At 68.3% G+C, this 22,713-nt stretch carries 15 protein-coding genes; 11 read left to right on the top strand and 4 right to left on the bottom strand.

What is annotated here, in order from left to right; translation table 11 throughout:
• Positions 1 to 195 precede the first annotated feature (195 nt).
• Together ACWGCN_RS02235 and gltB are read right to left on the bottom strand one after the other, a co-directional pair.
• Positions 196 to 1,668: a glutamate synthase subunit beta gene (locus tag ACWGCN_RS02235; RefSeq protein WP_378989407.1), complete on the bottom strand. Its 1,473-nt coding sequence runs from the start codon at positions 1,666 to 1,668 to the stop codon at positions 196 to 198.
• Entirely contained in the window at positions 1,661 to 6,328 is a 4,668-nt protein-coding gene (gene gltB, locus ACWGCN_RS02230; protein WP_387446011.1) for a glutamate synthase large subunit, read from the bottom strand. Before gltB ends, ACWGCN_RS02235 begins: the two co-directional genes overlap by 8 nt.
• A 928-nt stretch (positions 6,329 to 7,256) precedes the next feature.
• On the opposite strand from gltB, the gene ACWGCN_RS02225 reads away from it, so the two are divergent.
• On the top strand, positions 7,257 to 9,080 hold the full coding sequence (locus tag ACWGCN_RS02225; protein WP_452458781.1) for a DUF4407 domain-containing protein: 1,824 nt from the start codon (positions 7,257 to 7,259) through the stop codon (positions 9,078 to 9,080).
• A gap of 36 nt (positions 9,081 to 9,116) precedes the next feature.
• Here ACWGCN_RS02225 and ACWGCN_RS02220 read toward each other — a convergent pair whose 3' ends face one another.
• Positions 9,117 to 10,628 carry an MFS transporter gene (locus ACWGCN_RS02220; RefSeq protein WP_378989404.1) on the bottom strand — a complete coding sequence of 504 codons (1,512 nt, stop codon included), beginning with the start codon at positions 10,626 to 10,628 and terminating at the stop codon, positions 9,117 to 9,119.
• A gap of 80 nt (positions 10,629 to 10,708) precedes the next feature.
• Between ACWGCN_RS02220 and ACWGCN_RS02215 the strand changes: the two genes are divergently transcribed.
• From ACWGCN_RS02215 to ACWGCN_RS02190, 6 genes are all read left to right on the top strand, one after another.
• Positions 10,709 to 11,254, top strand: coding sequence for a TetR/AcrR family transcriptional regulator (locus ACWGCN_RS02215; RefSeq protein ID WP_452458782.1), 546 nt, complete (start codon positions 10,709 to 10,711; stop codon positions 11,252 to 11,254).
• Between the two features lie 163 nt (positions 11,255 to 11,417).
• The gene (locus ACWGCN_RS02210) at positions 11,418 to 13,031 is read left to right on the top strand and encodes an adenylate/guanylate cyclase domain-containing protein (protein ID WP_452458783.1); all 1,614 of its coding nucleotides are present in this window, start codon (positions 11,418 to 11,420) and stop codon (positions 13,029 to 13,031) included.
• 238 nt (positions 13,032 to 13,269) lie between these two features.
• Positions 13,270 to 14,124, top strand: coding sequence for a hypothetical protein (locus tag ACWGCN_RS02205; protein ID WP_452458784.1), 855 nt, complete (start codon positions 13,270 to 13,272; stop codon positions 14,122 to 14,124).
• A complete protein-coding gene (locus tag ACWGCN_RS02200) occupies positions 14,121 to 15,146 on the top strand; it encodes a DUF4129 domain-containing protein (protein WP_452458785.1) in 1,026 nt (341 codons plus the stop codon). The genes ACWGCN_RS02205 and ACWGCN_RS02200 overlap by 4 nt, the downstream gene beginning before the upstream one ends.
• The gene (locus ACWGCN_RS02195; protein ID WP_378634537.1) at positions 15,143 to 16,138 is read left to right on the top strand and encodes an AAA family ATPase; all 996 of its coding nucleotides are present in this window, start codon (positions 15,143 to 15,145) and stop codon (positions 16,136 to 16,138) included. The genes ACWGCN_RS02200 and ACWGCN_RS02195 overlap by 4 nt, the downstream gene beginning before the upstream one ends.
• 4 nt (positions 16,139 to 16,142) lie before the next feature.
• On the top strand, positions 16,143 to 17,429 hold the full coding sequence (locus tag ACWGCN_RS02190; RefSeq protein ID WP_378989399.1) for a DUF58 domain-containing protein: 1,287 nt from the start codon (positions 16,143 to 16,145) through the stop codon (positions 17,427 to 17,429).
• A gap of 178 nt (positions 17,430 to 17,607) precedes the next feature.
• On the opposite strand, the gene ACWGCN_RS02185 is transcribed toward ACWGCN_RS02190, so the two are convergent.
• Positions 17,608 to 18,354 carry an RDD family protein gene (locus tag ACWGCN_RS02185; RefSeq protein WP_452458786.1) on the bottom strand — a complete coding sequence of 249 codons (747 nt, stop codon included), beginning with the start codon at positions 18,352 to 18,354 and terminating at the stop codon, positions 17,608 to 17,610.
• Between the two features lie 18 nt (positions 18,355 to 18,372).
• Between ACWGCN_RS02185 and ACWGCN_RS02180 the strand changes: the two genes are divergently transcribed.
• From ACWGCN_RS02180 to ACWGCN_RS02165, 4 genes are all read left to right on the top strand, one after another.
• Positions 18,373 to 19,407, top strand: a complete 1,035-nt coding sequence (locus ACWGCN_RS02180; RefSeq protein WP_379312233.1) for a stage II sporulation protein M — start codon at positions 18,373 to 18,375, stop codon at positions 19,405 to 19,407.
• 1,127 nt (positions 19,408 to 20,534) lie between these two features.
• Positions 20,535 to 21,173, top strand: a complete 639-nt coding sequence (locus tag ACWGCN_RS02175) for a class I SAM-dependent methyltransferase (RefSeq protein ID WP_452458787.1) — start codon at positions 20,535 to 20,537, stop codon at positions 21,171 to 21,173.
• 43 nt (positions 21,174 to 21,216) lie between these two features.
• Positions 21,217 to 22,056, top strand: a complete 840-nt coding sequence (locus tag ACWGCN_RS02170) for an alpha/beta hydrolase (RefSeq protein ID WP_452458788.1) — start codon at positions 21,217 to 21,219, stop codon at positions 22,054 to 22,056.
• The gene (locus ACWGCN_RS02165; RefSeq protein WP_452458789.1) at positions 22,053 to 22,589 is read left to right on the top strand and encodes a TetR/AcrR family transcriptional regulator; all 537 of its coding nucleotides are present in this window, start codon (positions 22,053 to 22,055) and stop codon (positions 22,587 to 22,589) included. Before ACWGCN_RS02170 ends, ACWGCN_RS02165 begins: the two co-directional genes overlap by 4 nt.
• Positions 22,590 to 22,713: the final 124 nt, after the last annotated feature.

Raw genomic sequence — 22,713 nt, 5'->3', positions numbered from 1 at the left:
CAGCCACGTCGTTCGCTCGCCTACCGAACCCCTTGCACCCCTTCCCCGTTCACCCCCCTACGCACATTCCCCGCAAACCCGCAGGTATCCGGCAAGGCGTCCGGATTCGGCGGGACACCTGCCTCGTGTGGGGGGAATGACAAAAAAAGACGCCCGCGGGCTCGAAAGCCTGCGGGCGCCTTACTGGTTGCGCGGCTAGCGCTGGGCGACAGCCGTCGGGGGGATCGGCGCAGGCAGCGCGGTCTCGCCCTCGAGGAATTTGTCGACGGCCGACGCGGCGGCGCGGCCCTCGGCAATGGCCCAGACGATCAGCGACTGGCCACGGCCCATGTCACCGGCCACGAAGACGCCAGGGATGTTGGTAGCCCAGCTCTTGTCGCGCTGGACATTGCCGCGACCGTCGTAGCCGACACCGAGATCGGTGAGCAGGCCCGGCTTCTGGGGACCGACGAAGCCCATGGCCAGCAGGACCAGGTCGGCTTCGAGGGTGAAGTCGGTGCCCTCGACCTTTTCGAAACGGCCGTTGACCATCTTGACCTCGTGCGCATCGAGACCGGTGACCTTGCCGTCCGCGCCGACGAAACGCTCGGTGTTCACCGAGAACAGACGTTCGCCGCCCTCTTCGTGCGCCGAGGCGACCCGGTACATCAGCGGGTAGGTCGGCCACGGGGTCGAGCCCGCGCGCTCCTCGGGAGGACGCGGCATGATCTCGAACTGGTGCACCGACTCGGCACCGTGGCGGTGCGAGGTGCCCAGGCAGTCGGCGCCGGTGTCGCCACCGCCGATGATGATGACCTTCTTGCCCTTGGCGTGGATCGGCGGCAGGCCGTCGGAGTCGGCGATGTCGTCACCGAGCTGCACCCGGTTGGACAGCGGCAGGAACTCCATCGCCTGGTGGATGCCGTCGAGCTCGCGGCCCGGGATCGGCAGATCGCGGGCGATGGTGGCGCCACCGGCCAGCACGATCGCGTCGAAACGCTCACGCAGCTGCTCGGCGGTGATGTCGACACCCACGTTGACGCCCGCCTTGAAGATGGTGCCTTCGGCTTCCATCTGGGCCAGACGACGGTCGATGACCGACTTCTCCATCTTGAATTCCGGGATGCCGTAGCGCATCAGGCCGCCGATGCGGTCGTCACGCTCGAACACGGTCACGGTGTGACCGGCGCGAGTGAGCTGCTGGGCGGCGGCCAGACCGGCCGGGCCCGAGCCGACGACGGCGATCTTCTTGCCGGTGAGACGGGTCGGGTACACCGGGGTGACCCAGCCCTCGTCGAAGGCGTTCTCGATGAGCTCGACCTCGACCTGCTTGATCGTGACCGGCTCCTGGTTGATGCCGAGCACGCAGGACGCCTCACACGGAGCCGGGCACAGGCGGCCGGTGAACTCCGGGAAGTTGTTGGTGGCGTGCAGGCGGTCGATGCCTTCGCGCCACGCGCCCTTGTAGACCAGGTCGTTCCATTCGGGAATCAGGTTCCCGAGCGGACAGCCGTTGTGACAGAAGGGGATACCGCAATCCATGCAGCGGCTGGCCTGGGTCTTCAAGGTGTCCTGGGAGAACTTCTTCTCCTCGTAGACCTCTTTCCAGTCGAGCAGACGCAGCTCGACCGGACGACGGGCCGGGGTTTCCCTCGAGGTGTGCTTCAAAAATCCCTGTGGGTCAGCCACGAGCCGCCTCCATGATCGCGGTATCCACGTCCTTGCCGGCCTTCTCGGCTTCGGAAATGGCGAGTAGAACCTTCTTGTATTCGCGGGGCATGACCTTCACGAAGTGGTTCACCTGCTGGGACCAGTCGCTCAGGATGCGTTCGGCCACAGCCGATCCCGTTTCGTCGCGGTGGGTCGCGATGATGTCGCGCAGCCAGGTGAAGTCGTCACCGGAGAGCTGCTCGATCGCGTCGACCTGATCCGGGTTGACCCGGCCGGGCAGCTTGCCCTCGGGGTCGTAGAAGTAGGCGACGCCACCGGACATACCGGCACCGAGGTTGCGGCCGGTGTCACCGAGGATGACCACGCGGCCACCGGTCATGTACTCGAGCGCGTGGTCGCCCACACCCTCGACGACCGCGGTGGCACCGGAGTTACGCACGCCGAAGCGCTCGCCCGCGACACCGTTGATCAGGATGCGACCGCTGGTGGCGCCGAACATGATCACGTTGCCCGCGATGATGTTGTCTTCGGCGACAAAGGCTTCCGGAGCCGAAGCCGACGGGCGGACCACGATGCGGCCACCCGACAGACCCTTGCCGACGTAGTCGTTGGCGTCACCGAAGACCCGCAGCGTGATGCCGGCCGGGACGAACGCGCCGAAGCTGTTGCCCGCCGAACCGGTGAAGGTGATGTCGATGGTGTCGTCGGGCAGGCCCGCGCCACCGTAGAGCTTGGTCACCTCGTGGCCGAGCATGGTGCCGACCGTGCGGTTCACATTGGTGATCTTGGTTTCGATCTTGACCGCCTGGCCACGCTCGAGCGCGGGAGCGCTCTGCGCGATCAGCTCGTTGTCCAGCGCCTTGTCCAGACCGTGGTCCTGGGTACCGGTGCACCGGGTGTTCTGGTTCATGAACGCCGTCTCCGGCATGTCCAGGATCGGCGACAGGTCCAGCTTGGCGGCCTTGTAGTGCTGCTTGGCCTTGGCGGTGTCGAGCAGGTCGACCCGGCCGACGGCCTCGTCGAGGGTGCGGAAGCCCAGCTCGGCGAGCAGCTCACGCACCTCCTCGGCGATGAACATCATGAAGTTCTCGACGAATTCCGGCTTGCCGGTGAAGCGCTCGCGCAGCACCGGGTTCTGGGTGGCGATGCCGACCGGACAGGTGTCGAGGTGACACACGCGCATCATGACGCAACCCGAGACCACCAGGGGCGCGGTCGCGAAACCGAACTCCTCGGCGCCGAGCAGGGCGGCGATCATCACGTCGCGGCCGGTCTTCATCTGACCGTCGACCTGAACGACGATGCGGTCACGCAGGCCGTTGAGCAGCAGGGTCTGCTGGGTCTCGGCCAGGCCGAGCTCCCAGGGTCCACCCGCGTGCTTGAGCGAGGTCAGCGGCGACGCGCCGGTGCCGCCGTCGTGGCCCGAGATGAGCACGACGTCGGCGTGTGCCTTGGACACACCGGTGGCGACGGTGCCGACACCCGGCTCCGCGACAAGTTTCACGTGAATCCGAGCCTGCGGGTTCGCGTTCTTCAGATCGTGGATCAGCTGCGCCAGATCCTCGATCGAGTAGATGTCGTGGTGCGGCGGCGGCGAGATCAGGCCGACGCCCGGCGTGGAGTGGCGCACCTCGGCGACCCACGGGTACACCTTGTGCGCGGGCAGCTGGCCGCCCTCGCCCGGCTTGGCACCCTGGGCCATCTTGATCTGGATGTCGGTGGCGTTGGTCAGGTAGTGCGCGGTGACGCCGAAGCGACCCGACGCGACCTGCTTGATCGCCGAACGACGCCAGTCACCGTTCTCCTCGACCTCGAAGCGAGCGGGGCTCTCGCCGCCCTCACCGGAGTTCGAGCGAGCGCCGATGCGGTTCATCGCGATGGCGAGGGACTCGTGCGCCTCGGCGGAGATGGAGCCGTAGCTCATCGCACCGGTCGAGAAACGCTTCACGATCTCGCTCGCGGGCTCGACCTCGTCGATGGAGATCGACGCGCGCTGGTTCGACTTGAACTTGAACAGGCCACGCAGCGCCGCTAAGCGCTCGGACTGATCGTCGACCAGCTTGGTGTACTCCTTGAAGATCGAGTACTGGCCGGTGCGGGTCGCGTGCTGGAGCTTGAACACCGTGTCCGGGTTGAACAGGTGGTACTCGCCCTCACGACGCCACTGGTACTCGCCACCGACCTCGAGCTCGCGATGCGCGCGCTCGTTGCGGTTCTCCAGGAACGCGACGCGGTGGCGGATGGCCACCTCTTCGGCGATCTCGTCGAGACCGATGCCGCCCAGCGCGGAGCGCAGGCCGGTGAAGTACTCGTCGACCAGGTCCTGGGCCAGGCCGATGACCTGGTACAGCTGGGCGCCGTTGTAGGAGGCCAGGGTGGAGATGCCCATCTTCGACATCACCTTGAGCACGCCGTTGCTGGCCGCGGTGCAGTAGTTCGCGACGGCCTTGCGGAAGTCGGCGCCCAGATCGCCGGTGCTGCCCGGAATCTGCAGCGAGCCGCGCTCGAGCATGTCCTCGATGGTCTCGAAGGCCATGTACGGGTTGATCGCGGCGGCGCCGAAACCGATCAGCAGGGCCATGTGGTGCACCTCGCGGGCGTCACCGGCCTCCACGACCAGGCCGACCATGGTGCGGGTCCGCTCGCGCACCAGGTGGTGGTGCACCGACGAGGTGAGCAGCAGCGACGGGATCGGCGCCAGCTTCTCGTTGGACTCACGGTCGGACAGCACGATGATGCGCGCGCCGCCGTCGATGGCGGCCGAGACCTGGGTGTTGATGGCCGCGAGCGCCTTGCGCAGACCCTCGCCGCCCTCGGCGACCGGGTACAGACCGCGCACGACCACCGAGCGCAGGCCCGGCTGGCTGCCGTCGTCGTTGATGTGGACGAGCTTGGCCAGCTCGTCGTTGTCGAGAATGGGCTGTTCGAGCGCGATCATGCGACAGGAGTCGGGACCCGGATGCAGCAGATCGGCCTCGGGGCCGAGGTTGCGCTTGAGGCTGGTGACGACCTTCTCGCGGATGGCGTCCAGCGGCGGGTTGGTGACCTGCGCGAACAGCTGCGAGAAGTAGTCGAACAGCAGACGCGACCGGTTCGACAGCACCGCGATCGGCGTATCGGTACCCATCGAGCCCAGTGCCTCGCCGCCGGTCTTGGCCATCGGCGTGATCAGCAGGTTCAGGTCCTCGGTGGTGTAACCGAAGATCTGCTGACGGATCAGCACGCGGTCGTGCGACATGTGCACGTGCGGGCGGTCGGGCAGGTCGGCCAGGCGGCTGACGCCCTCGTCGAGCCACTGCTGGTACGGCTGCGCCGCGGCCAGTTCCGACTTGACCTCCTCGTCGGTGACGATGCGACCCTGCTCGGTGTCGACCAGGAACATCTTGCCCGGCTGCAGGCGGATCTTCTGGACCACGGTGGCGGGGTCGATGTCGAGCACGCCGACCTCGGATGCGAGCACGACGAGGCCGTCCTCGGTGACCCAGATGCGACCCGGGCGCAGACCGTTGCGGTCGAGCACGGCGCCGATCTTGGTGCCGTCGGAGAAGCACACCGCTGCCGGGCCGTCCCACGGCTCCATCAGCATCGAGTGGTACTCGTAGAACGCGCGCCGGTCGGGGTCGAGGTTCTCGTTACGCTCCCACGCCTCGGGAATCATCATCATGATGGCGTGGTGCAGTTCGCGACCGCCCAGGTGCAGCAGTTCGAGCACCTCGTCGAAACGCGCGGTGTCGGAGGCGCCGGGGGTGCAGACGGGGAAGATCTTCTGCAGCCGGTCCTTGCCCGCCTCGTCCTTGCCGAACACGTCGCTGCGCAGCAGCGCCTCACGGGCGCGCATCCAGTTCTCGTTACCGGTGACGGTGTTGATCTCACCGTTGTGGGCGACCCGGCGGAACGGGTGCGCCAGCGGCCACGAGGGGAAGGTGTTGGTGGAGAAGCGCGAGTGCACGATGCCGATGGCCGACTCGACGCGCTCGTCCTGCAGGTCCAGGTAGAACGCACGCAGCTGGGGCGTGGTGAACATGCCCTTGTAGATGAAGGTCTGGCCGGACAGGCTCGGGAAGTACACCGATTCCTTGCCGACGGTGCCCTCGCCGGGGCCTGCCTTGCCGAGCTCGTGCTCGATCCGCTTGCGGATCACGTAGGCGCGACGCTCCAGGTCCATGCCCGAGAGCTGCTCGGCGGAGTTCTTCGGCGAGCCGATGAAGATCTGCCGGAAGGTGGGCATGGCATCGCGGGCCAGCGCGCCGAGCGAGGTCTCGTCGATCGGCACCTCGCGCCAGCCGAGCACGGCCAGGCCCTCTTCGGTGACGATCTTCTCGACGCCGTAGGCGGCCCGCGCGGCTTCGCGGCGGGCCTGCGGCAGGAAGGCGATACCGGAGGCGTAGGAGCCTTCCGGGGGCAACTCGAAAGCGGCGCCTTCTTCGGCGAGGATCGCACGGAAGAACTTGTCCGGGAGCTGCAGCAGGACGCCCGCGCCGTCGCCGGAGTTCGGCTCGGCACCCGCAGCACCGCGGTGCTCCAGGTTCAGGAGGGCCGTGATGGCCTTGTCGACGATGTCTCGACTGCGTCGTCCATGCATGTCGGCAACGAACGCGACGCCGCAGGCGTCGTGTTCGAATGCCGGATCGTAGAGCCCGGTGACTCCGGGTGACCTGTGGCCAGGAAGTTGCGTCATGCCTCTGCCTTCAAGAAAGTCGGCTGTCGATGTCGGCCACCCAGCAAGCTGAGCGTGGGCCCTTCGTCGTTTCGCCTCCGTCAAGACTGCGTCCGTACGATCCGAAACCAGCGACGGTGGTGGTTTGCGGCGTTGACGTAGTTGGGGTGCTCAGAGGTAACGGGATGCTTACTTCTCCCTTACCGCTGCGCGGGGTTTCACCCGCTACTCTTGGCCCGGTTTCACCGGACCTCGAACAGGTGGTTGTGCCGAACTGGGTGCGTTCGGCGTAAGAGCAAACGATAAGTCAGACCGCAGACCCAACCAACTAAGGTTGTGCTAAGTAACCCGTCTAGCTGGGGTTTGTAACGGCTGCTTGCATCGTCGCGCGCGTCGTCCAGTGTAAAGCAGACCGGGGACCGGATCGATCCCGGACAACCCCCGCCTACCTGCGTGAACACTGTCGACGAGCAGACTCGGTTCCACCGTCGGCCGGGGGCCGAAAGCTGAACTCACCTGCACCGCAGCAGATTTCCCTGCAGATGCCCTGGTCAAACCTCCCACCTCCGCTAACCAGGGGTGGGGACTGTGAGATATTCCCGACACGGGCCCCCACAAGCGCTCCAGTCAGCCGACCGTACGGTCTGTATTGCGAAATGTGCGCCACAGCACACTGCTGGCAAACTTCTGGCAGTGTCGTTCGACACAAATCGGGCACGGACGGCGGTGCGGCCCGGCTCGCCGCGCGCGACACGCCGAGGTCGGCACAGAAATGTTTCGGTCAGCGCGATGAGTGGACCCATCCACTGTGAGGCTGACCACAAGCAGTACCTCGGCACTCGGTGTGTCGGTGTCCGGCCTGTCACGCTGACACAACGAATCCATGCCAGTTTCGCCTTATCTACCAGTTTCGCCATGCCCAGTGGAGCGCACGACCCGGGGAGAACTCATGACCGGCTTACTCACCTGGCTCGGCGGAGGCCTCGCCTCGCCACGGCGCCGGGACCACGAATCGGGCGCCGACCTGGCTTTCAGCCATGAACAGGGCCGTTATCTCGTCACCGGTGCCGCCGTGACGTTGTTCGCCGTGATCGCCGGTCTCGTCGCGATGTCCGCACTGCTCGCCGCCGACGCTGCCGTGCTCGTCGCGGTGCTGTTCGCGCTGGTCATCGCCGTCGCCGCGGGAGCGCTCGGCCGGGCGCTGGCGACTACGCGGCCCGGTGCGGACGACGATCGGTTCGGAATCGCGGCCCGGATCGGGGTCGGGGTGCTGGCCGGGGTCTTCGTGGCCGAACTCGCCGCCACCGTGCTGCTCGGCGGGACCGTCGACCGGGAACTGGATGTGCGCGCCCAGGCGAGTGCCGAGAACGCGCCTGCCGTGGTCGCCGCCCGCACCTCGTTCGACCTCGCCACCGCCGACCGGGCCGCGCTCGATCTGAGTATCGCCAAGTCGCAGGCCGACATCGACCGCGCGCTGGTGATCGCCCGCTGCGAGTACAACCCCACCGCGGAATGCCCGCGGACCAGAATCACCGGGGTACCGGGTCGCGGTCCGGAAACGCAGACCGCCAACGACATGCTCGACGACGCCCGCAAACAGCTCGCCACGGCGCAGGGCCGCATCGAGGGCCTCGACCAGCGGGTTCGCACCGAATCCGCCGCGCTCGCCACCGCGCGGACCAGCGCGTTCGCCGACGGCGACCGTGGCTTGGGCGCCCGCTGGCTGGCCATGAACAGCTACACCGCGTCACACGCGGGCGCCGCCGCGCTGCGCCTGCTCATCCTGCTCGCGGGCGTCGTCGTGGCCCTGCTGCCGCTGCTGCTGCGCTGGTGGCGCGGGGAAACCTCGCTCGACCGCCGGGTCGACGCCGCGGAGGTGGCCGATCGGGCCCAGTGCGAGGCCGACGCCGCCATCGCGGTGAAACGCGCCGAAGTGCGCACCGAGACGGCCGCCTTGCGCGCCGAACACGAGCTCACCGCCGCGCAACTGGCCATCGAAGCCGATACCGTGATCGATCGAGAACGTCAGCGCACCAGGATCATCGCCGCGATCGGCGGTTTCGAGCTCGGGTTCACCGAGCCGCATCGAAAGGACGACTCCGTGTCTCTGGAGCCGAACGTCACATCGCAGCTGCCCGCGGGGTACGTCCAGCACGCGCTGCCCGCCGGCACCGCCGGGGCTCTCGTCCCCGCCCACCAGACGCCCACCCAGCAACCGCCCGCGCAAGCACCGGCCGGCGGTGGCGGTTTGGCGTTGCCGATCATCGGGACGGTGCCGTTCACCGACACCGCCGCTCGCTGGATCCGTCCGCTGGTACCGGCTTTCGTGGCCAATGCCTTCGACTCGGCCACCCACCCGATGCGGACCGCGCGGCAGGCGTTCGAAGAGGTCGAAGAGGTGACGTTCACGCTGCGCCGCACGCGCAAGGTCACCGTCGACACGCAGGATTCCGCGCAGCAACAGCAGGTCCCCGCCGGATATCAGTTGCAGGGTCAGCCCGCGCAGGGTTTCCTGCCGCCCGGCGCCTACCCGCAGCAGCAGTACCAGCAGCCGTACCAGCCGTACGCCCAGCAGATCGCCTCGAACGTGGTCGACGCGCCGTCGAGCCGCTTCCACCCGGACCCGCGTCAGTACCCCTCGGCGCCGAACTACACCGCGCTGCCCGCCGGTCAAGGCAATGGCCTGCCCGAGGCGGACAGCCACGGCGAGCTCGCCGGCGGAAACGCCAACGAGCTGCCCGGCAACCGGCGTCAGCTGCCGCCCGCCCGCTGATCGCACGGGGTGGCCGACAATCTCGGCCACCCCGGCTCAGCCGCGCGTGGTCTTCGTCCGCACCGCGCTGTAGGCCGCGAACAACAGCACCGCGACGATGCCGAGCACCGTCAGATGGATGCCGCTGACAAACGCCTGGTTCGCCGACGACAGGAACTCCGCCGCCACCGCGGCGGGCAGCTCGCCGGCCACCTCGACGGCACCGCTGAGCGAACCCGACGCGGCCGCCACAGCGTCATCCGGCAGCAAGGACACGTCCAGACCACGCCGGAAGATCGCCATCACGGTGCTGCCGAGCAGGGCGACACCGAGCGCAAGACCCGTTTCGTAGGCGGTCTCCGAGATCGCCGCGGCCGCACCGGCGCGTTCCTCCGGCGCCGATCCGACGACCAGGTCGGCGGCCACGGTCATGGCCACACCGGCACCCAGACCGATGCCGACGAAACCGAGCACGAACGCCTCGGCGCCACTCACCGCGTCGACCGCGAGGAAGGCCGCCGCGCCGATCGCGGTGACGACCAGCGCACCGGCCAGCACCAGCGCCGCGCGCCAGCGCCGCACGAGCCAGGCCGCCGCCAGCGAACCGAACACGCTCGCCGCGAGCCCCGGCAGCATCAGCAGACCCGCCTCCAAGGGCGTACGGCCGAGCACCAGCTGCAGATACTGCGATCCGAAGAACAGCACGCCCGCCAGCGCGAACACCGCGAGCAGGTTGGTGAACACCGCCACCCGGAACCGCGGCAGTTCGAACAGCCGCAGGTCGAGCATCGGATCGGTCAGGCGACGCTGCCTGCGCACGAACAGCACGGCCGAGACCACACCGACCAGGCCGACCAGCAGCGCGCTCACCGCCGGACCGTGCGCGGCGGTTTCCTTCACCGCGTAGACCACCGGCACCAGCGCCAGCATCGACAGCAGCGCGCTCAGCGCGTCGAACCGGCCCGGGTTCGGATCACGTGACTCGGGGATGAGCAGCGGGGCGAGGGCGAGTAGCACCAGCATCACCGGCAGGTTCACCAGGAACACCGAGCCCCACCAGAAGTGCTCGAGCAGCCAGCCGCCGACCAGCGGACCGGCCGCGGCGCCGCCACCGGCCATCGCACTCCACACACCGATCGCGACGGTGCGCTGCCGCGGGTCCTGGAACATCGATCGGATCAGGCCGAGCGTGGCGGGCATCAGCGTGGCGCCCGCGACGCCCTGTAGGACGCGCGCGGCGATCAGCATCTCCGGCGACACCGCCCACGCGGCCAGCGCCGAGGCGATGCCGAAGCCGACCGCACCGATCAGCAGGAGCTTGCGCCTGCCGATCCGGTCGCCGAGATTGCCCATCACCACCAGCAGACCGGCGAGCACGAAGGAGTACACGTCGATGATCCAGAGCAGCTGTGGCGTGCTCGGGGCGAGGTCGGCGCTGATCGCGGGCACGGCCAGGTCCAGCACGGTCGCGTCCACGGCGAGCAGCAGCAGGGCCAGGGCGAGTACGCCGAGGCCCGCCCACTCACGCGGGGTGGCGCGCGTCGGGGTGAGTGCTGTGGGGGTGTTCATCGGTCTCTCGTCTTTCGGGTTGGTAAACCGTCCAGACGGTACAGTAACAAGAAAACCGTCCAGACGGTACAGTGATTGCCGTGAGCTCTGACACCCGCGACCGCATCCTCGACGCCCTGGAGACCCTGCTGCTCGAACGCGGCGCGGCACAGATGACCCTCGACAACGTCGCCGCCGCGGCGGGCGTGTCGAAGGGCGGGCTCCTCTACCACTTCAAGAGCAAGGACACCCTGCTCGTCGGCCTGGTCCAGCGGCTCGGCGAGCGTGCCCGCACCCAACTCGACGACGCCAGATCGAGCGGGAGCTCCATCGCCGAGTGGTACCTGCAGACGCCCGACCCCACCGCGCAGGACGACGCCGTAGAACTCGCCCTGTACCGCTCACTGCTGGCGACCATGCGCACGATCGACGCGTCGGCGGGCAGCGAACCCGACGAGGTGCAGCGCGCGCTCGACGCGGTGATGGTTGCCTGGTCGGACAACCTCGAGACCGAGGTGGACGACCCCGTCCGCGCCGACACCATCCGACTGGTGGGCGATGGGGTCTACCTGCGCGCCCTGCTCGGTCTGCCGCAGATCGAACCCGCGCGCTACCGGGCCGTCGTCGACAACCTGCTCCAGGGTTGAGTGCACATTTGTACACCGAACGAAGCTGCGGACAACAGGACGGTCGACGGACCGGTGGACGGTCACAAAACTGGGTGCGACCAGTTGGTATAGCCGCCTGACTAATGCAGTGACCTGCGCAACTCTGTGGCCGACACCGGGTTCACCGGTTTACAGTTCAGAAGTGATCAACCGCGATGGACCGGCGGGCGCGGCACGATCAGCGCCATGGGGCTCGCCGCTGCTCGGGCCAGTCGACGAGGCATCGAAGATCCGTCGAGTTCGGGTGCAGTTACTACTCACGGTCCCGCTGCTCATCGCCAATCTGATCGGCATCGCCATGGTGGTGGTGCTCGCGGGCTTCGTGCTGCCCGGTCCCACCGTGTTCACTCGGCAACTCCTGCTGGTCAACAGCGTTTTCACACCACTGTGCGCCGCGCTCGCGCTGGCGGGCGGCACCGTGTGGGGCACCGTGGCCGGGGTGCGCTCGATGGGCTGGGCCACCGATCCCGAGCACGTGCCGACGCCGGCCGAACAGCAGGTCACCGTGTCGGCGCCGCGCTGGATGGTGCTGCAGCAGGCCATCCTGTGGACGCTGACGTTGACCGTGCTCACCATCGTCTACGGGGTGCTCGAACCGGCGCTGATCCCCAAGGTCATCCTCTCCACCGGGGCCGCCGCGATCGTCGTGTGCGCCAACAGCTACCTGATCATCGAATTCGCGCTGCGCCCGGTGACCGCTCGCGTGCTGGCCGCCGACCCGCACCGCCGCCGTGGCATCGGCGTGTTCGGCCGGACCATGCTGTCGTGGTTCGTCGGGGTCGGCGTACCGGTGGCGCTCACGATGACGGTGGCGGTGTGGGCGCTGGCCGATCCCGCGGTGAGCAAGGCCAGGCTGGCGGTGTGCATGCTCAGCCTCGGCGGCTCCGCGCTGGTGTTCGGGTTGATCCTGATGGCCCAGGTCGTCGCGGCGACAGTGGCCCCGATCAAGGGGGTGCGCCAGGCGCTGCGGCGCGTGGAGAACGGCGACCTCGACGCCGAGATCGCCCTCTACGACGGCACCGAACTGGGCGAACTGCAGAGCGGCTTCAACACGATGGTGCACGGGCTACGCGAGCGGGCGATGATCGAGGACCTGTTCGGCAAGCATGTCGGCCACGATGTCGCGATGGCGGCGATCGCCTCCCAGCCGGTGCTCGGCGGCACCGAAACCGAGGCAGCGGCCCTGTTCATCGACATCATCGGCTCCACCACGATGGCGGCCACCCTGCCCGCACCCGAGATCGTCGGCATTCTCAACCGGTTCTTCGACATCGTCGTCGACGAGGTGGAACGGCACGGCGGGCTGCTCAACAAGTTCGAGGGCGACGCGGCGCTGGCGGTGTTCGGTACCCCCGCTCCGCTCGACGACCTGGCTGGATCGGCGCTGTCGTGCGGTCGGGCGATCCAGCGCCGATTGCGCGACGCCTCCGATCTCGACGCGGGTATCGGCGTCGCGGCGGGACGGGTGGTCGCGGGCAACGTCGGTACGCACAATCGGTACGAGTTCACGGTGATCGGTGACGCTGTGAACGAGGCCGCTCGGCTGTGTGAGCTGTCCAAGCAGCACGACGAACGGTTGCTCACGTCGGCGACCACGCTTGCCGCTGCGGCCGACTCAGAATCCGCGCAGTGGATTCTCGGTGAGACGGTCACGCTGCGTGGGCGTTTGAAGCCCACGCAGGTTGCGCTGCCGAGGGTATCGGCGTCGGTTGATGAGCGGTCAACTGTCGGGCGCGGGTCCGCCGATGTTCGGTAGGAATTGCCAACCGTAAACCGGGCCAGGGGCGGGTGTACCTTGCTGTGTTTGTTGGAGCGCTGACGCGCTCGAGTCGGGGCCCTTCGGGCCCCCGATCTTCCCTCCCTCCGGGTACTCCTTCGTTGCACCCTCCGGTCAGTCCAGATCGGGGCGGGCCCCTCTCGGTAAAGACATACCGGGCGGGGCGGACGGGATTGACTAGACTCGGCCCGTGCGTCCCGCCGATACGGTTGGCGTCGTGAGGGCGGGAGTCGATCCGGCACCGGTGCCTGCGCCGGGGCCGCCAACACCGCCGACGGTGCCGATCCGCCCCTTGCGTTTCCGCGAATTGCTCGATGAGCCGTTCGCCCTGATCCAGGCCCATATCCGGACCTTCGCGGTGCTCGGCGGCAGTGCGCTCGTGATCGGTGTGCTCGTCGCGCTCGGGGTGACCGGTCTGGTTTCCCACCTCACCGACGGCTCCGACGCGGGCACCGCGTGGGCGGCGATCCTGGCGACCGCGGCCTGTGTGTGGGTGGTTCGCCTGGTCCTGCGCGGCGCGACCGTCGCGATCGTGCTCGCCGACTTCCACGGGGTGCGCTACGGCGTGCTCGACGGGTTGCGGGCCGCGGGCAGGCAGGCGACGCCGCTGGTGCTCGCGCAGATCATGTTCACGCTCACCGGGATCGGGGTGCTGCTGCTGGGCAGCATTCTGGTGATCACCTATCCGCTCGCGCTGATCTGGCTTTCGTATGTCCGGGCGCGGCGGTTCGTCACCGAACCGGCGATCGTGGCCGAGCACGCGGGTTTCGGTGTGGGCGTTGCCCGTTCGAAGGAGCTCGTGCAGGGTGCCGACTGGTCGACCGCGGGTCTGTGGCTCACCCAGCGGTGCATCTTCGCGGTCCTCACGGTGCCCGCGTTCGGAATTCCGTTCTTCCTCTCCGACTTCTCCGGCACTCATCGCTGGGCTTTCATCACCCTGCTCGTCGGCGGGTTTCTGCTGGTGGTGACCGTGAGCGAGATCGTCGAGGCGACCAGCCGCGTGCTGTGCTACATCAGCCGGCGGTGTGTGCGCGAAGGCATGGACATTCGAATTCCCGGTGATCGCCGGTGACCGAGTTCCCTGACGGCGTCCCACCGCAGCCCCGTCTCGGCGCCGCCGCCGAACATCGCGCCGCCGCCGAGAACGCCGCGGGCCGCCGCGATTACGACCGCGCACTGCGCGAACGCTTCCGCGCCGTCCTGCGCGGACTCGAACAGGACGGCAGCTTGCCGGTGCGCCGCTCGCGCACCGCGCAGGAGACCGCCGACGACGCGACCACGGCATTGCCGCTGGAGCAGTCCACCGAATTGCATCCGGCGGCACGGAGTTTCGACGAGGTCGTCTACGGCGGACGTAGCGCCACCGAGGACGAGTACCGCCGGCTCGAATACGCCGACCGGTACTCCCAGTCCGCACCACCTCCCGTTCTCGATCCGCTCGAGGTCGAGGTGGTCGAGCGAGAACCCAAGCAGCGCAGGAAGCTTCCACCCCTGCCCCCGATCCTGCGCAGCCCCCGCTTCTGGGCGGTGCTCGCGGCGGGACTCGCCATCGCCCTGCTGGTCTACGCCACCATGCAGTCGTGCGGCGCCCCCAACGCACCCCACCCGCCCGATCTGCCCAACCCACCCGACCCGCCCGAGCCACCTCCTGATGACAACGACCTCGATTTCGGCAGCGGCAAGGACTCGATCTTCACCCGCCTGCCCGGCTGGCTGGCGTTCGGCGGCTTGCAGTTCCTGCTCGCCTTCGTGGCGCTGATCTGGTGGCGGGCCCGCAGGCGTGGTGCGCTGGTCGGCGAGCCGCGCCCGGTCGAGGTCCCCGCGAACGAGCTGCTCGCGGGACAGGCGGGCCTGTATCGCCGCTCCGGCGACGTGGCCCATGTGGCCCATATCCTGCGCGCGGCGACGCTGCGCCGGATCACACCGCGGCTGGGCGGCGAACTCACCGGCGATCAACTCGTCGAAGCCGTGTCCAGCCGTCTCGGCGTACCCGGCCGGCAGATCGGCACCGTCCTGTTCGGCGAGGTGCCGGACGAGACAACCCTCCATTACATTGCCGCACACCTCGAATGGATCGAGACGGAGCTCGGATGACAAATATTTCCAAGGACGCTGTGCTGCTCGAGACGCCGAGCGCGCAGGAGGCCGCGGCGGCACTGGCCGCACTGCGCACCGAGATCGGCAAGGCGGTGGTCGGCAACGACCAGGCCGTGCTGTACCTCGTGCTCGCCCTGCTGTGCCGCGGTCATGTGCTGCTCGAAGGTGTTCCCGGCGTGGCGAAGACGCTGCTGGTGCGCGCCCTTGCCACCTCGCTGGCGCTCGAGCACGCACGCGTGCAGTTCACCCCGGACCTGATGCCGGGCGATGTCACCGGATCCCAGATCTACGACCCGCATTCGGCCGAGTTCACCTTCCGCAAGGGTCCGGTCTTCACCAACCTGCTGCTGGCCGACGAGATCAACCGCACCCCACCGAAAACCCAGTCCTCGCTGCTGGAATCGATGGAGGAGCGCCAGGTTTCGGTGGACGGTCAGCCGCGTCCGCTGCCCGATCCGTTCGTGGTGGTCGCCACCCAGAACCCGATCGAGCAGGAGGGCACCTATCCCCTGCCCGAGGCGCAACTCGACCGGTTCCTGTTCAAGGTCGACATCCGGCTGCCCGACCGCGACGACGAGTTCCGCATCCTGCAACGCCACGCGAGCGGCTTCGATCCGCGCGACCTCGGCGCCGCCGGACTGCGCCCGGTCGCCGGACCCGAACACATCGCGGCCGCGCGCGCCGCGGTGGGCCAGGTGACCGTGAGCCCGGAGGTGCTGGCCTACATCGTCGATCTGTGCCGCGCCACCCGCTCCTCCCCCGCCGTCGCGCACGGCGCGTCCACCCGTGGCGCGACCGCGCTGCTGGCCGCCGCCCGCGCCTTCGCCTGGCTCAACGGCCGCGCGTACGTGACGCCCGACGACGTGAAAACCGTGGCGATGGCGGTACTTCGGCATCGCTTGCAGTTGCGGCCGGAGGCCGAGCTGGACGGGGTGAGCACCGAGGGCGTGCTCTCGTCGTTGCTGGTCTCGGTGCCGGTTCCGGTCTAGCGACGTGGTGGTCACAGGCCGGTTCGCGCTGCTCGCCACGGTCGCGGCGGCGGTGGTGATGTTCGTGGTGCCGACGTGGGCCGGCGTGCTCGGCGCCTGCGCGGTGCTGGTGGCGCTGCTGCTGACCGATATCGCGCTCACCGCGCGGGCGGATGCGCTGTCGCTGACCCGTGATCCGCTGACGGTGGTGCGGCTCGGACGCGGCACCGAGGTGGAGCTGGCGGTCACCAATACCGGCACGGCCACGGTGCGGGGCCTGCTGTGGGACGCCTGGCCCGACAGCGCGCGTGCCGACATCCGCGAACACCAGCTGGATCTGGCCCCGCACACCCGAATCCGGCTGCGCACCAGCCTGACTCCCACTTATCGCGGTGATCGGGTCGCAGGCCCGGTGACGGTGCGGCTGCTCGGTCCGCTGGGTCTGGCCGGACGGCAGAGCCGGATCGACGTGCCTGCCAGGGTGCGCGCGCTGCCCGCGTTTCGCAGTGAGCGGCTGCTGCGTTCGAAGGTGAAGCGGCTGCATCATCTCGAGGGGCGCAATGTCGCCAATACGCGCGGGCAGGGCACCGAGTTCGATTCGTTCCGCGAGTACGTGGCGGGCGACGACGTGCGCAGCATCGACTGGCGGGCCACCGCGCGCGCGAACGACGTGCTGGTGCGGACGTGGCGGCCGGAACGCAACCGGCACATGCTGATGGTCCTCGATACCGGGCGGGCCGGCGCGGGCCGGGTCGGTGAGGGAACACGGCTCGACAGCGCGATCGAAGCGGCGCTGCTACTCGGTGGTCTGGCCGCCGCCGCGGGCGACACGGTCGACCTGCTGGCCTACGACCGCCGAGTCCGCGCGGAAGTGAGTGGCGTAGGCGGTAATCAGCTGCCTTTGAAACTTATGCACACCCTCGCCGGGGTTACTCCACAGCTGGTGGACACCGACACCGACGGGCTGGTACGCGCCGTGATCTCGCGGGTTCGACGGCGGGCATTGATCGTATGGTTCACCAGTCTCGACGGGCCGACCGTCACCGAGCACCTGTTGCCCGCGCTGCCGACGCTGACACGGCGTCATCGGGTGCTGATCGTCTCTGTGATCGATCCCGACATCGCGGCGGCGGCGAGTGACCGTTCGCAGGTCTACACGGCGGCCGCAGCCGAGACTGTGCTGGCCGAGCGTGCGCTCGTGCAGGAATCGCTGCGGCGGCGCGGGGTGGCCGTGGTGGCCGCGGCACCCGATCGACTGCCCGAGGCGCTGGCCGACGAATACCTCGAGCTCAAGCAGTCCGGCTCGCTGTGATCGGTGGCATCGCGAATTGTGCACAACCGCACGTGGTTGTGGATAACCGCAGTTTCCACCGGTACTCACAGTTCATCCACCGACTCACCAACAGATTCATCCACAGGTGGGTTTGTGCACAGGTGGGTTCCCGCGCAACCTGATTCGTGCACAGGCGATTCATCCACAGGCTGTGGAGCTAGACCCGTGAAAGCTGCTGTCGCCGAGCGAGAATCGCGCCGAGCACGTGATAGGGCGGGTAGCCGACGGGCACCGGGCAGCGCAGTGCGGCGCACATGGCCTCGACGAGCTGGGTGCCCAGATGGTGCTGTGTGGGCGCCGTCAGCGTGGGCAGCCTGGTCAGATACCGCCGTGCTGCCGCGGCCAGTTCGTCGGAGATCCCGCTCGGATCCAGCTGCGCCGACCAGCCTGTCAACCAGGGCGGGGCGACCGCCAGCGACGGTGCCGGCATGGTCTGGCGGGTGTGCACAACTACCGTCCCGGCGAGCACGTCACCCACTCGTCTGCCCTCGCGCGAACACAGCGACGTGACAACCGCGACCGCGCCGAACGCACCGAGCATCCAGAAATCCACAATCGCGCCCGCGAGGCCGCGGGTGAGCGCGTGCCGGAAGTCGATCGGCCCGGCGTCGGCGCGCACAACACGCAGGCCGAAGGCCAGCTTGCCCAGTGACCGGCCGCGCGAGACGGTTTCGCTGACCACCGGATAGGCGATCAGCACGGCCACCAGCGTGATGACCGCCGTCACCGAGAACCAGGCCGAGTCGGCATCGGTGGCCAACAGCACGAGCATCAGGACATATTCCAGCGTCGCGGCGAGGGCCAACTGGAGCATCAGGTCGAGCAGAAAAGCGCCCGCACGGCTGGGGATGCGCGCGATGGGGAGGTCGAGCGCCACCGCTTCGCCGGTGGTGAATTCAGCCATGTGGCTAGCATTCCCGATATGGACACCGATGCCTACAGCTGGGCACGTCAACGGTCGTGGTATCGGCTCGATCAGCTCGTCCGCCAGCGCAAGCTGTCCGGCGCGGAGGCCGACGAGCTGGTCCGGTTGTACCGGTCCACGTCGCAGCAGCTGGCGAGATTGCAGGGGCACCACCCGGATCCGGAGCTCGTCGGCCGGCTGAGCGCGCTGCTGGCGCGGGCCCGTGGGCGGGTGCTGGCGGCGCGGTCGCAGCCGTGGCGCGAAGTCGGCCGGTTCTTCACCCGGCACTTTCCCGCGGCTGTGTACAGAGCTTGGCCGTGGTGGTTGGGGACAACTGCGATCTTCCTCGGCGTCGCGGGCGTGATCGGCGTGCTTGTGGATCGTTCGGCGGCGGCCCGCGATGCGCTGGGGATACCGGAGGGCGACCTGTCGGATGTCACCGGACCTGGGGGTTCGTTCGAGTCGTACTACTCCGCCCACCCCAACGAGGCCTTCGCCGCGAAGGTGTGGACACACAATTCGCTGGTATCGGCGATCGCGTTGTTCACCGGTGTCCTGATCCTCCCGGCTGTGTACGCACTGTTCATGAATGCGCTGAATCTGGGGATAACCGGTGGATTGATGGCCGAGGCGGGGCGGCTGGATTCGTTCTTCGGCTTCATCCTGCCGCACGGCACGCTGGAGCTCACCGCCCTGTTCGTCGCGGGCGGGGTGGGGTTGAAGCTCGGGTGGACGCTGGTCGACCCGGGTCGGCGCAGCAGGGCGGCGGCGATGGCCAGGCAGGGGCGTGCGACCGCGACCGTGGCCCTCGGGCTGGTGTGCGTGCTCTTGGTATGCGGCCTGCTCGAGGGTTTCGTGACGCCGAGTCCGCTGCCTGCGCCCGTACGGATCGCACTGGGGTTCGCGGCCGAGGCGCTGTTTCTCTACTACGTCTTCGGGATCGGCAGGCGGGTGGCCGAGGAACAGGATGCCGCGGCGGTGGTGCCGGTCGCGGCGGCGGATCCGGCCGATCGGTGGCTGATGACGCCGGCGAAGGCCGTTGACCGGGCGTGAGTTCGCAACTGTGCGTGCATTTGTGAGGCCGACAACTCCGAGCACACCGCGTCGGGACAGCACCGGACAATCGGCAGCTACAGAAGGTTAAGAGACGGTGACGAACTCCCCCATTTGAGTTCCGCTGGCCGCAGCGAGTCGGGCTCGAACTGCGGCCAGCGTTACCGTCAACTGTACACAATCGTTATGCCCACGCAACCCCCAACGCGCAGGTCCGGGGTAGGAATTGTGAACCTGCAAAGCCCTGTGGACGCACCGATTTTCACACCTCCAGCAAACTTCTGGCGCGACCCTCACCGGGCAGTCGGCGGCACCGAGAATTCACCCCGAGCAAACCTTCGATAACGAATCACGCACCCTCGACGGGTCCCGCTCGCGAATGTCGGGCAAGGTTGCTTCGGATCACACTGAGGCCAAGACATAGCTGTCACCTGGGGTTTCGGCAACGGAATTACGGTTGCCGCCTACTTGAAATGTTAAAAGAAACCTCAGGGTTGTTAACTACGTTGCAAACGAGATGCGCGCCCAGCAATCACAGTGAAACACCGAATTCATCGCCTCAAACTGGACGAACGACTGGTTGCGAACGGTCCGCCGAACGGACAGAAATCGGCAGAAGAACATCCGGAATACAAGCTTGCACAGGCAGTGTGACCTTCGCCTCACCTGCGAGAATCGGGAGTATCCGACGGCGCGAGCGGGCATGTGCGCCTCGGCAGGGGCAGCAGCGATACCGGCAGGCCACGGTGGTCATCGGGCCGCCGAAACAGACGCGAGGTCGGGTTCAACGCGCGACAGGGGCTCAGCCGATTCGAACGACCTCGGTGACGTTGCCCGCCGGAGCCGCCGCCCCGGGTGATGAGCGCGACTCGCTGTAGCGGGTCCCCGGCGACCGTGCCCGGCAGCGGAGTCGAGGGGCGTACGGCGCCGGTCGAGGGGTCGACAACGGCAGAGTCGAATCCGTCGAGGGGGGTTGTCGCGTCGGCCCCGATGCGCCGCCGGGTTCGGATGCCGCCGTCGACGACCAGCCGACCCCCCGTTGCCGAGAGAGGCGTACCACCGCGCCGAGCAAGCCGCCCTCGGCCGACGGCCGACGGCGGCGCGAAAACGCCGCCTACGATGGCGAAATGACCGGGGTCAAAGATCGCCTGCTCACGACAATCGCCGGACAGCTCGGCAATCCGCACGGTGTGCTAGGTAAGGGCGTGGCGTTCGTCCTCAATCGCGGGAACAAGCGGGCCATCGCGGCGGCGGTCGATGCCGCGGCGCCGCCAACCGGAGCGACGGTCGCCGATATCGGCTTCGGCGGCGGGGTGGGACTGGAGTTGCTGCTGGCGCGCGTCGGTGCCGAGGGCTCGGTGCACGGCATCGAGCCCTCCCCCGACATGCTCGCCCGTGCCCGTGGTCGTTTCGCGGTGGAGGTCGCGGAGGGCCGCCTCCTCCTCGCCGACGGCACACTGACCGCGCTCCCACTGCCCGACGCGAGCCTGCACGCGGCGATCACCGTCAACACCATCTACTTCCTCGCCGATCTCCCGGCCGCCTGCACCGAACTCGCCCGCGTCCTGCGCCGAGGCGGCGTCGCGGTGATCGGCATCGGAGATCCCGACGCCATGGCCAGAATGCCCTTCACCCCTTATGGATTCACCTTGCGCCCGGTTGCCGATGTGGTGGCGGCGCTGAGTTCCGCGGGACTGACGGTGGAGCAGCGCACCTTGCCGAATCCGCCCATCCCCCACCACCTGCTGATCGCCCGCAAGGCCTGACCCAAGCCTTGACCGACCGGTCGGTCATGGCTACCGTCGGTCCATGACACCGTTCACCGTCACCACGCCGTACGGCGAGATCGCGGTACACCTGAGCGGATGCTCGCCCGACGACGCACCGGGACTGCTTCTGCTGCACGCGAATCCGGGTGACCATCGCGACTTCGATCAGATCGTGCCGACGCTGGGCAAGACATGGGCCGTCGCCGCGGTCGACTGGCCGGGCTACGGCGCGTCCACGGTCACCGACCCGAACGCCGTCACCGTCGACGCGCTCGGCGACATCGCCGTGCAGGTGTCGACATCGCTGGCGCAGATCGGTTTCGGTTCCCTCACCGTGATCGGCAACAGCGTCGGCGGATACGCCGCAGTGCGGTTGGCCGAGCGCGCACCGGACCTGGTGCGCGGGCTGGTCCTGGTGCAGTCGGCCGGGTTCGCACCGCTGAATCCGTTGACCAGAGCCATGTTCGGGCTGATCGCGCGCCCGTCGGTAGCCCGGCGGTTCGTCGTCCCGCACGCGCGGCTCTACCTGGGCTCGCTGCGCAACGAGGGTGTTCGCCCCCTCTTCGAGCGGGCACGCGAGGTATCCGGCGATCCGATCCGGCTCACCGTATATCGCAGCCTCTGGCGGAGCCTGGACGACCCGCGCGTCGACCTGCCCGCCGCGGCGCCACTGCTACCCGGGCTACCCGTCCAGGTCGTCTGGGGCCGCGACGACCCGACCAATCCCTGGCTGATGAACCGGCGCGGCATCACCCGCGCCCTGCCCGGCGCGCCGGTCGCCGTACTGCCCACGCGGCACGAACCGTTCGCTCAGGCGCCCCGGTTGTTCCTCGACGCCGTGGGCGAGTTCCTCACCGCCCGTGCTGGAATGCCGCAATGAGATCCGCCGAACCCGGGCGCCGCGCCCTCCTGAACGCGGGCAGGCAGCTACTGGCCACCGAGAATCTGAGCAAGCTCTCGGTCAACGCGATCGCGGCCGAGGCCAACATGGCCAAGGGCAGCTTCTACCAGCACTGGCCGAGCCGCGAGTCCTACATACTCGCCCTGCACCGCGCCTTCCACGACGATCTCGACGACCAGGTCAGCGCGGCGACCGCCGACCTCCCACCCGGCGAAGCACGCCTCGCGGCCGGGATCACCGCCTACCTCGACGGCTGTCTGGCTGCCCCCGCGACGAAGGGCCTATTAGTACAGGCCAGAACCGACGCGGGTCTGGCCACCGAGGTGAGCGCCCGCAATTCCGCCGCCGCCGGCCTGCTCGCCACGAACCTCACGGCGATGGGCTGGTCCGACGCCGCGCCCGTCGCCGTCCTGTTGGTAGCCGCGATAGCCGAAACCGCCCTACTCGAGCTGGACGCACAGTCGCCCCGGCCGGATCTGCGGGCAGCCCTGTTTCGCATCGCCCGTCACTGACCCCGGAAACGACCGAAGGCCCGATCCGGAAGGATCGAGCCTTTAGTCTTGTGGGCGAAGGGGGACTTGAACCGCTGTATCCGCCCTGCTCACACCGCGCGACCATGGGAAACTATGGGGAAGT

The organism is Nocardia sp. NPDC055050, assembly GCF_053608345.1.
The sequence above is the reverse complement of the archived record's forward strand: the minus strand, read 5'-3'. Positions and strand labels throughout refer to the sequence as shown.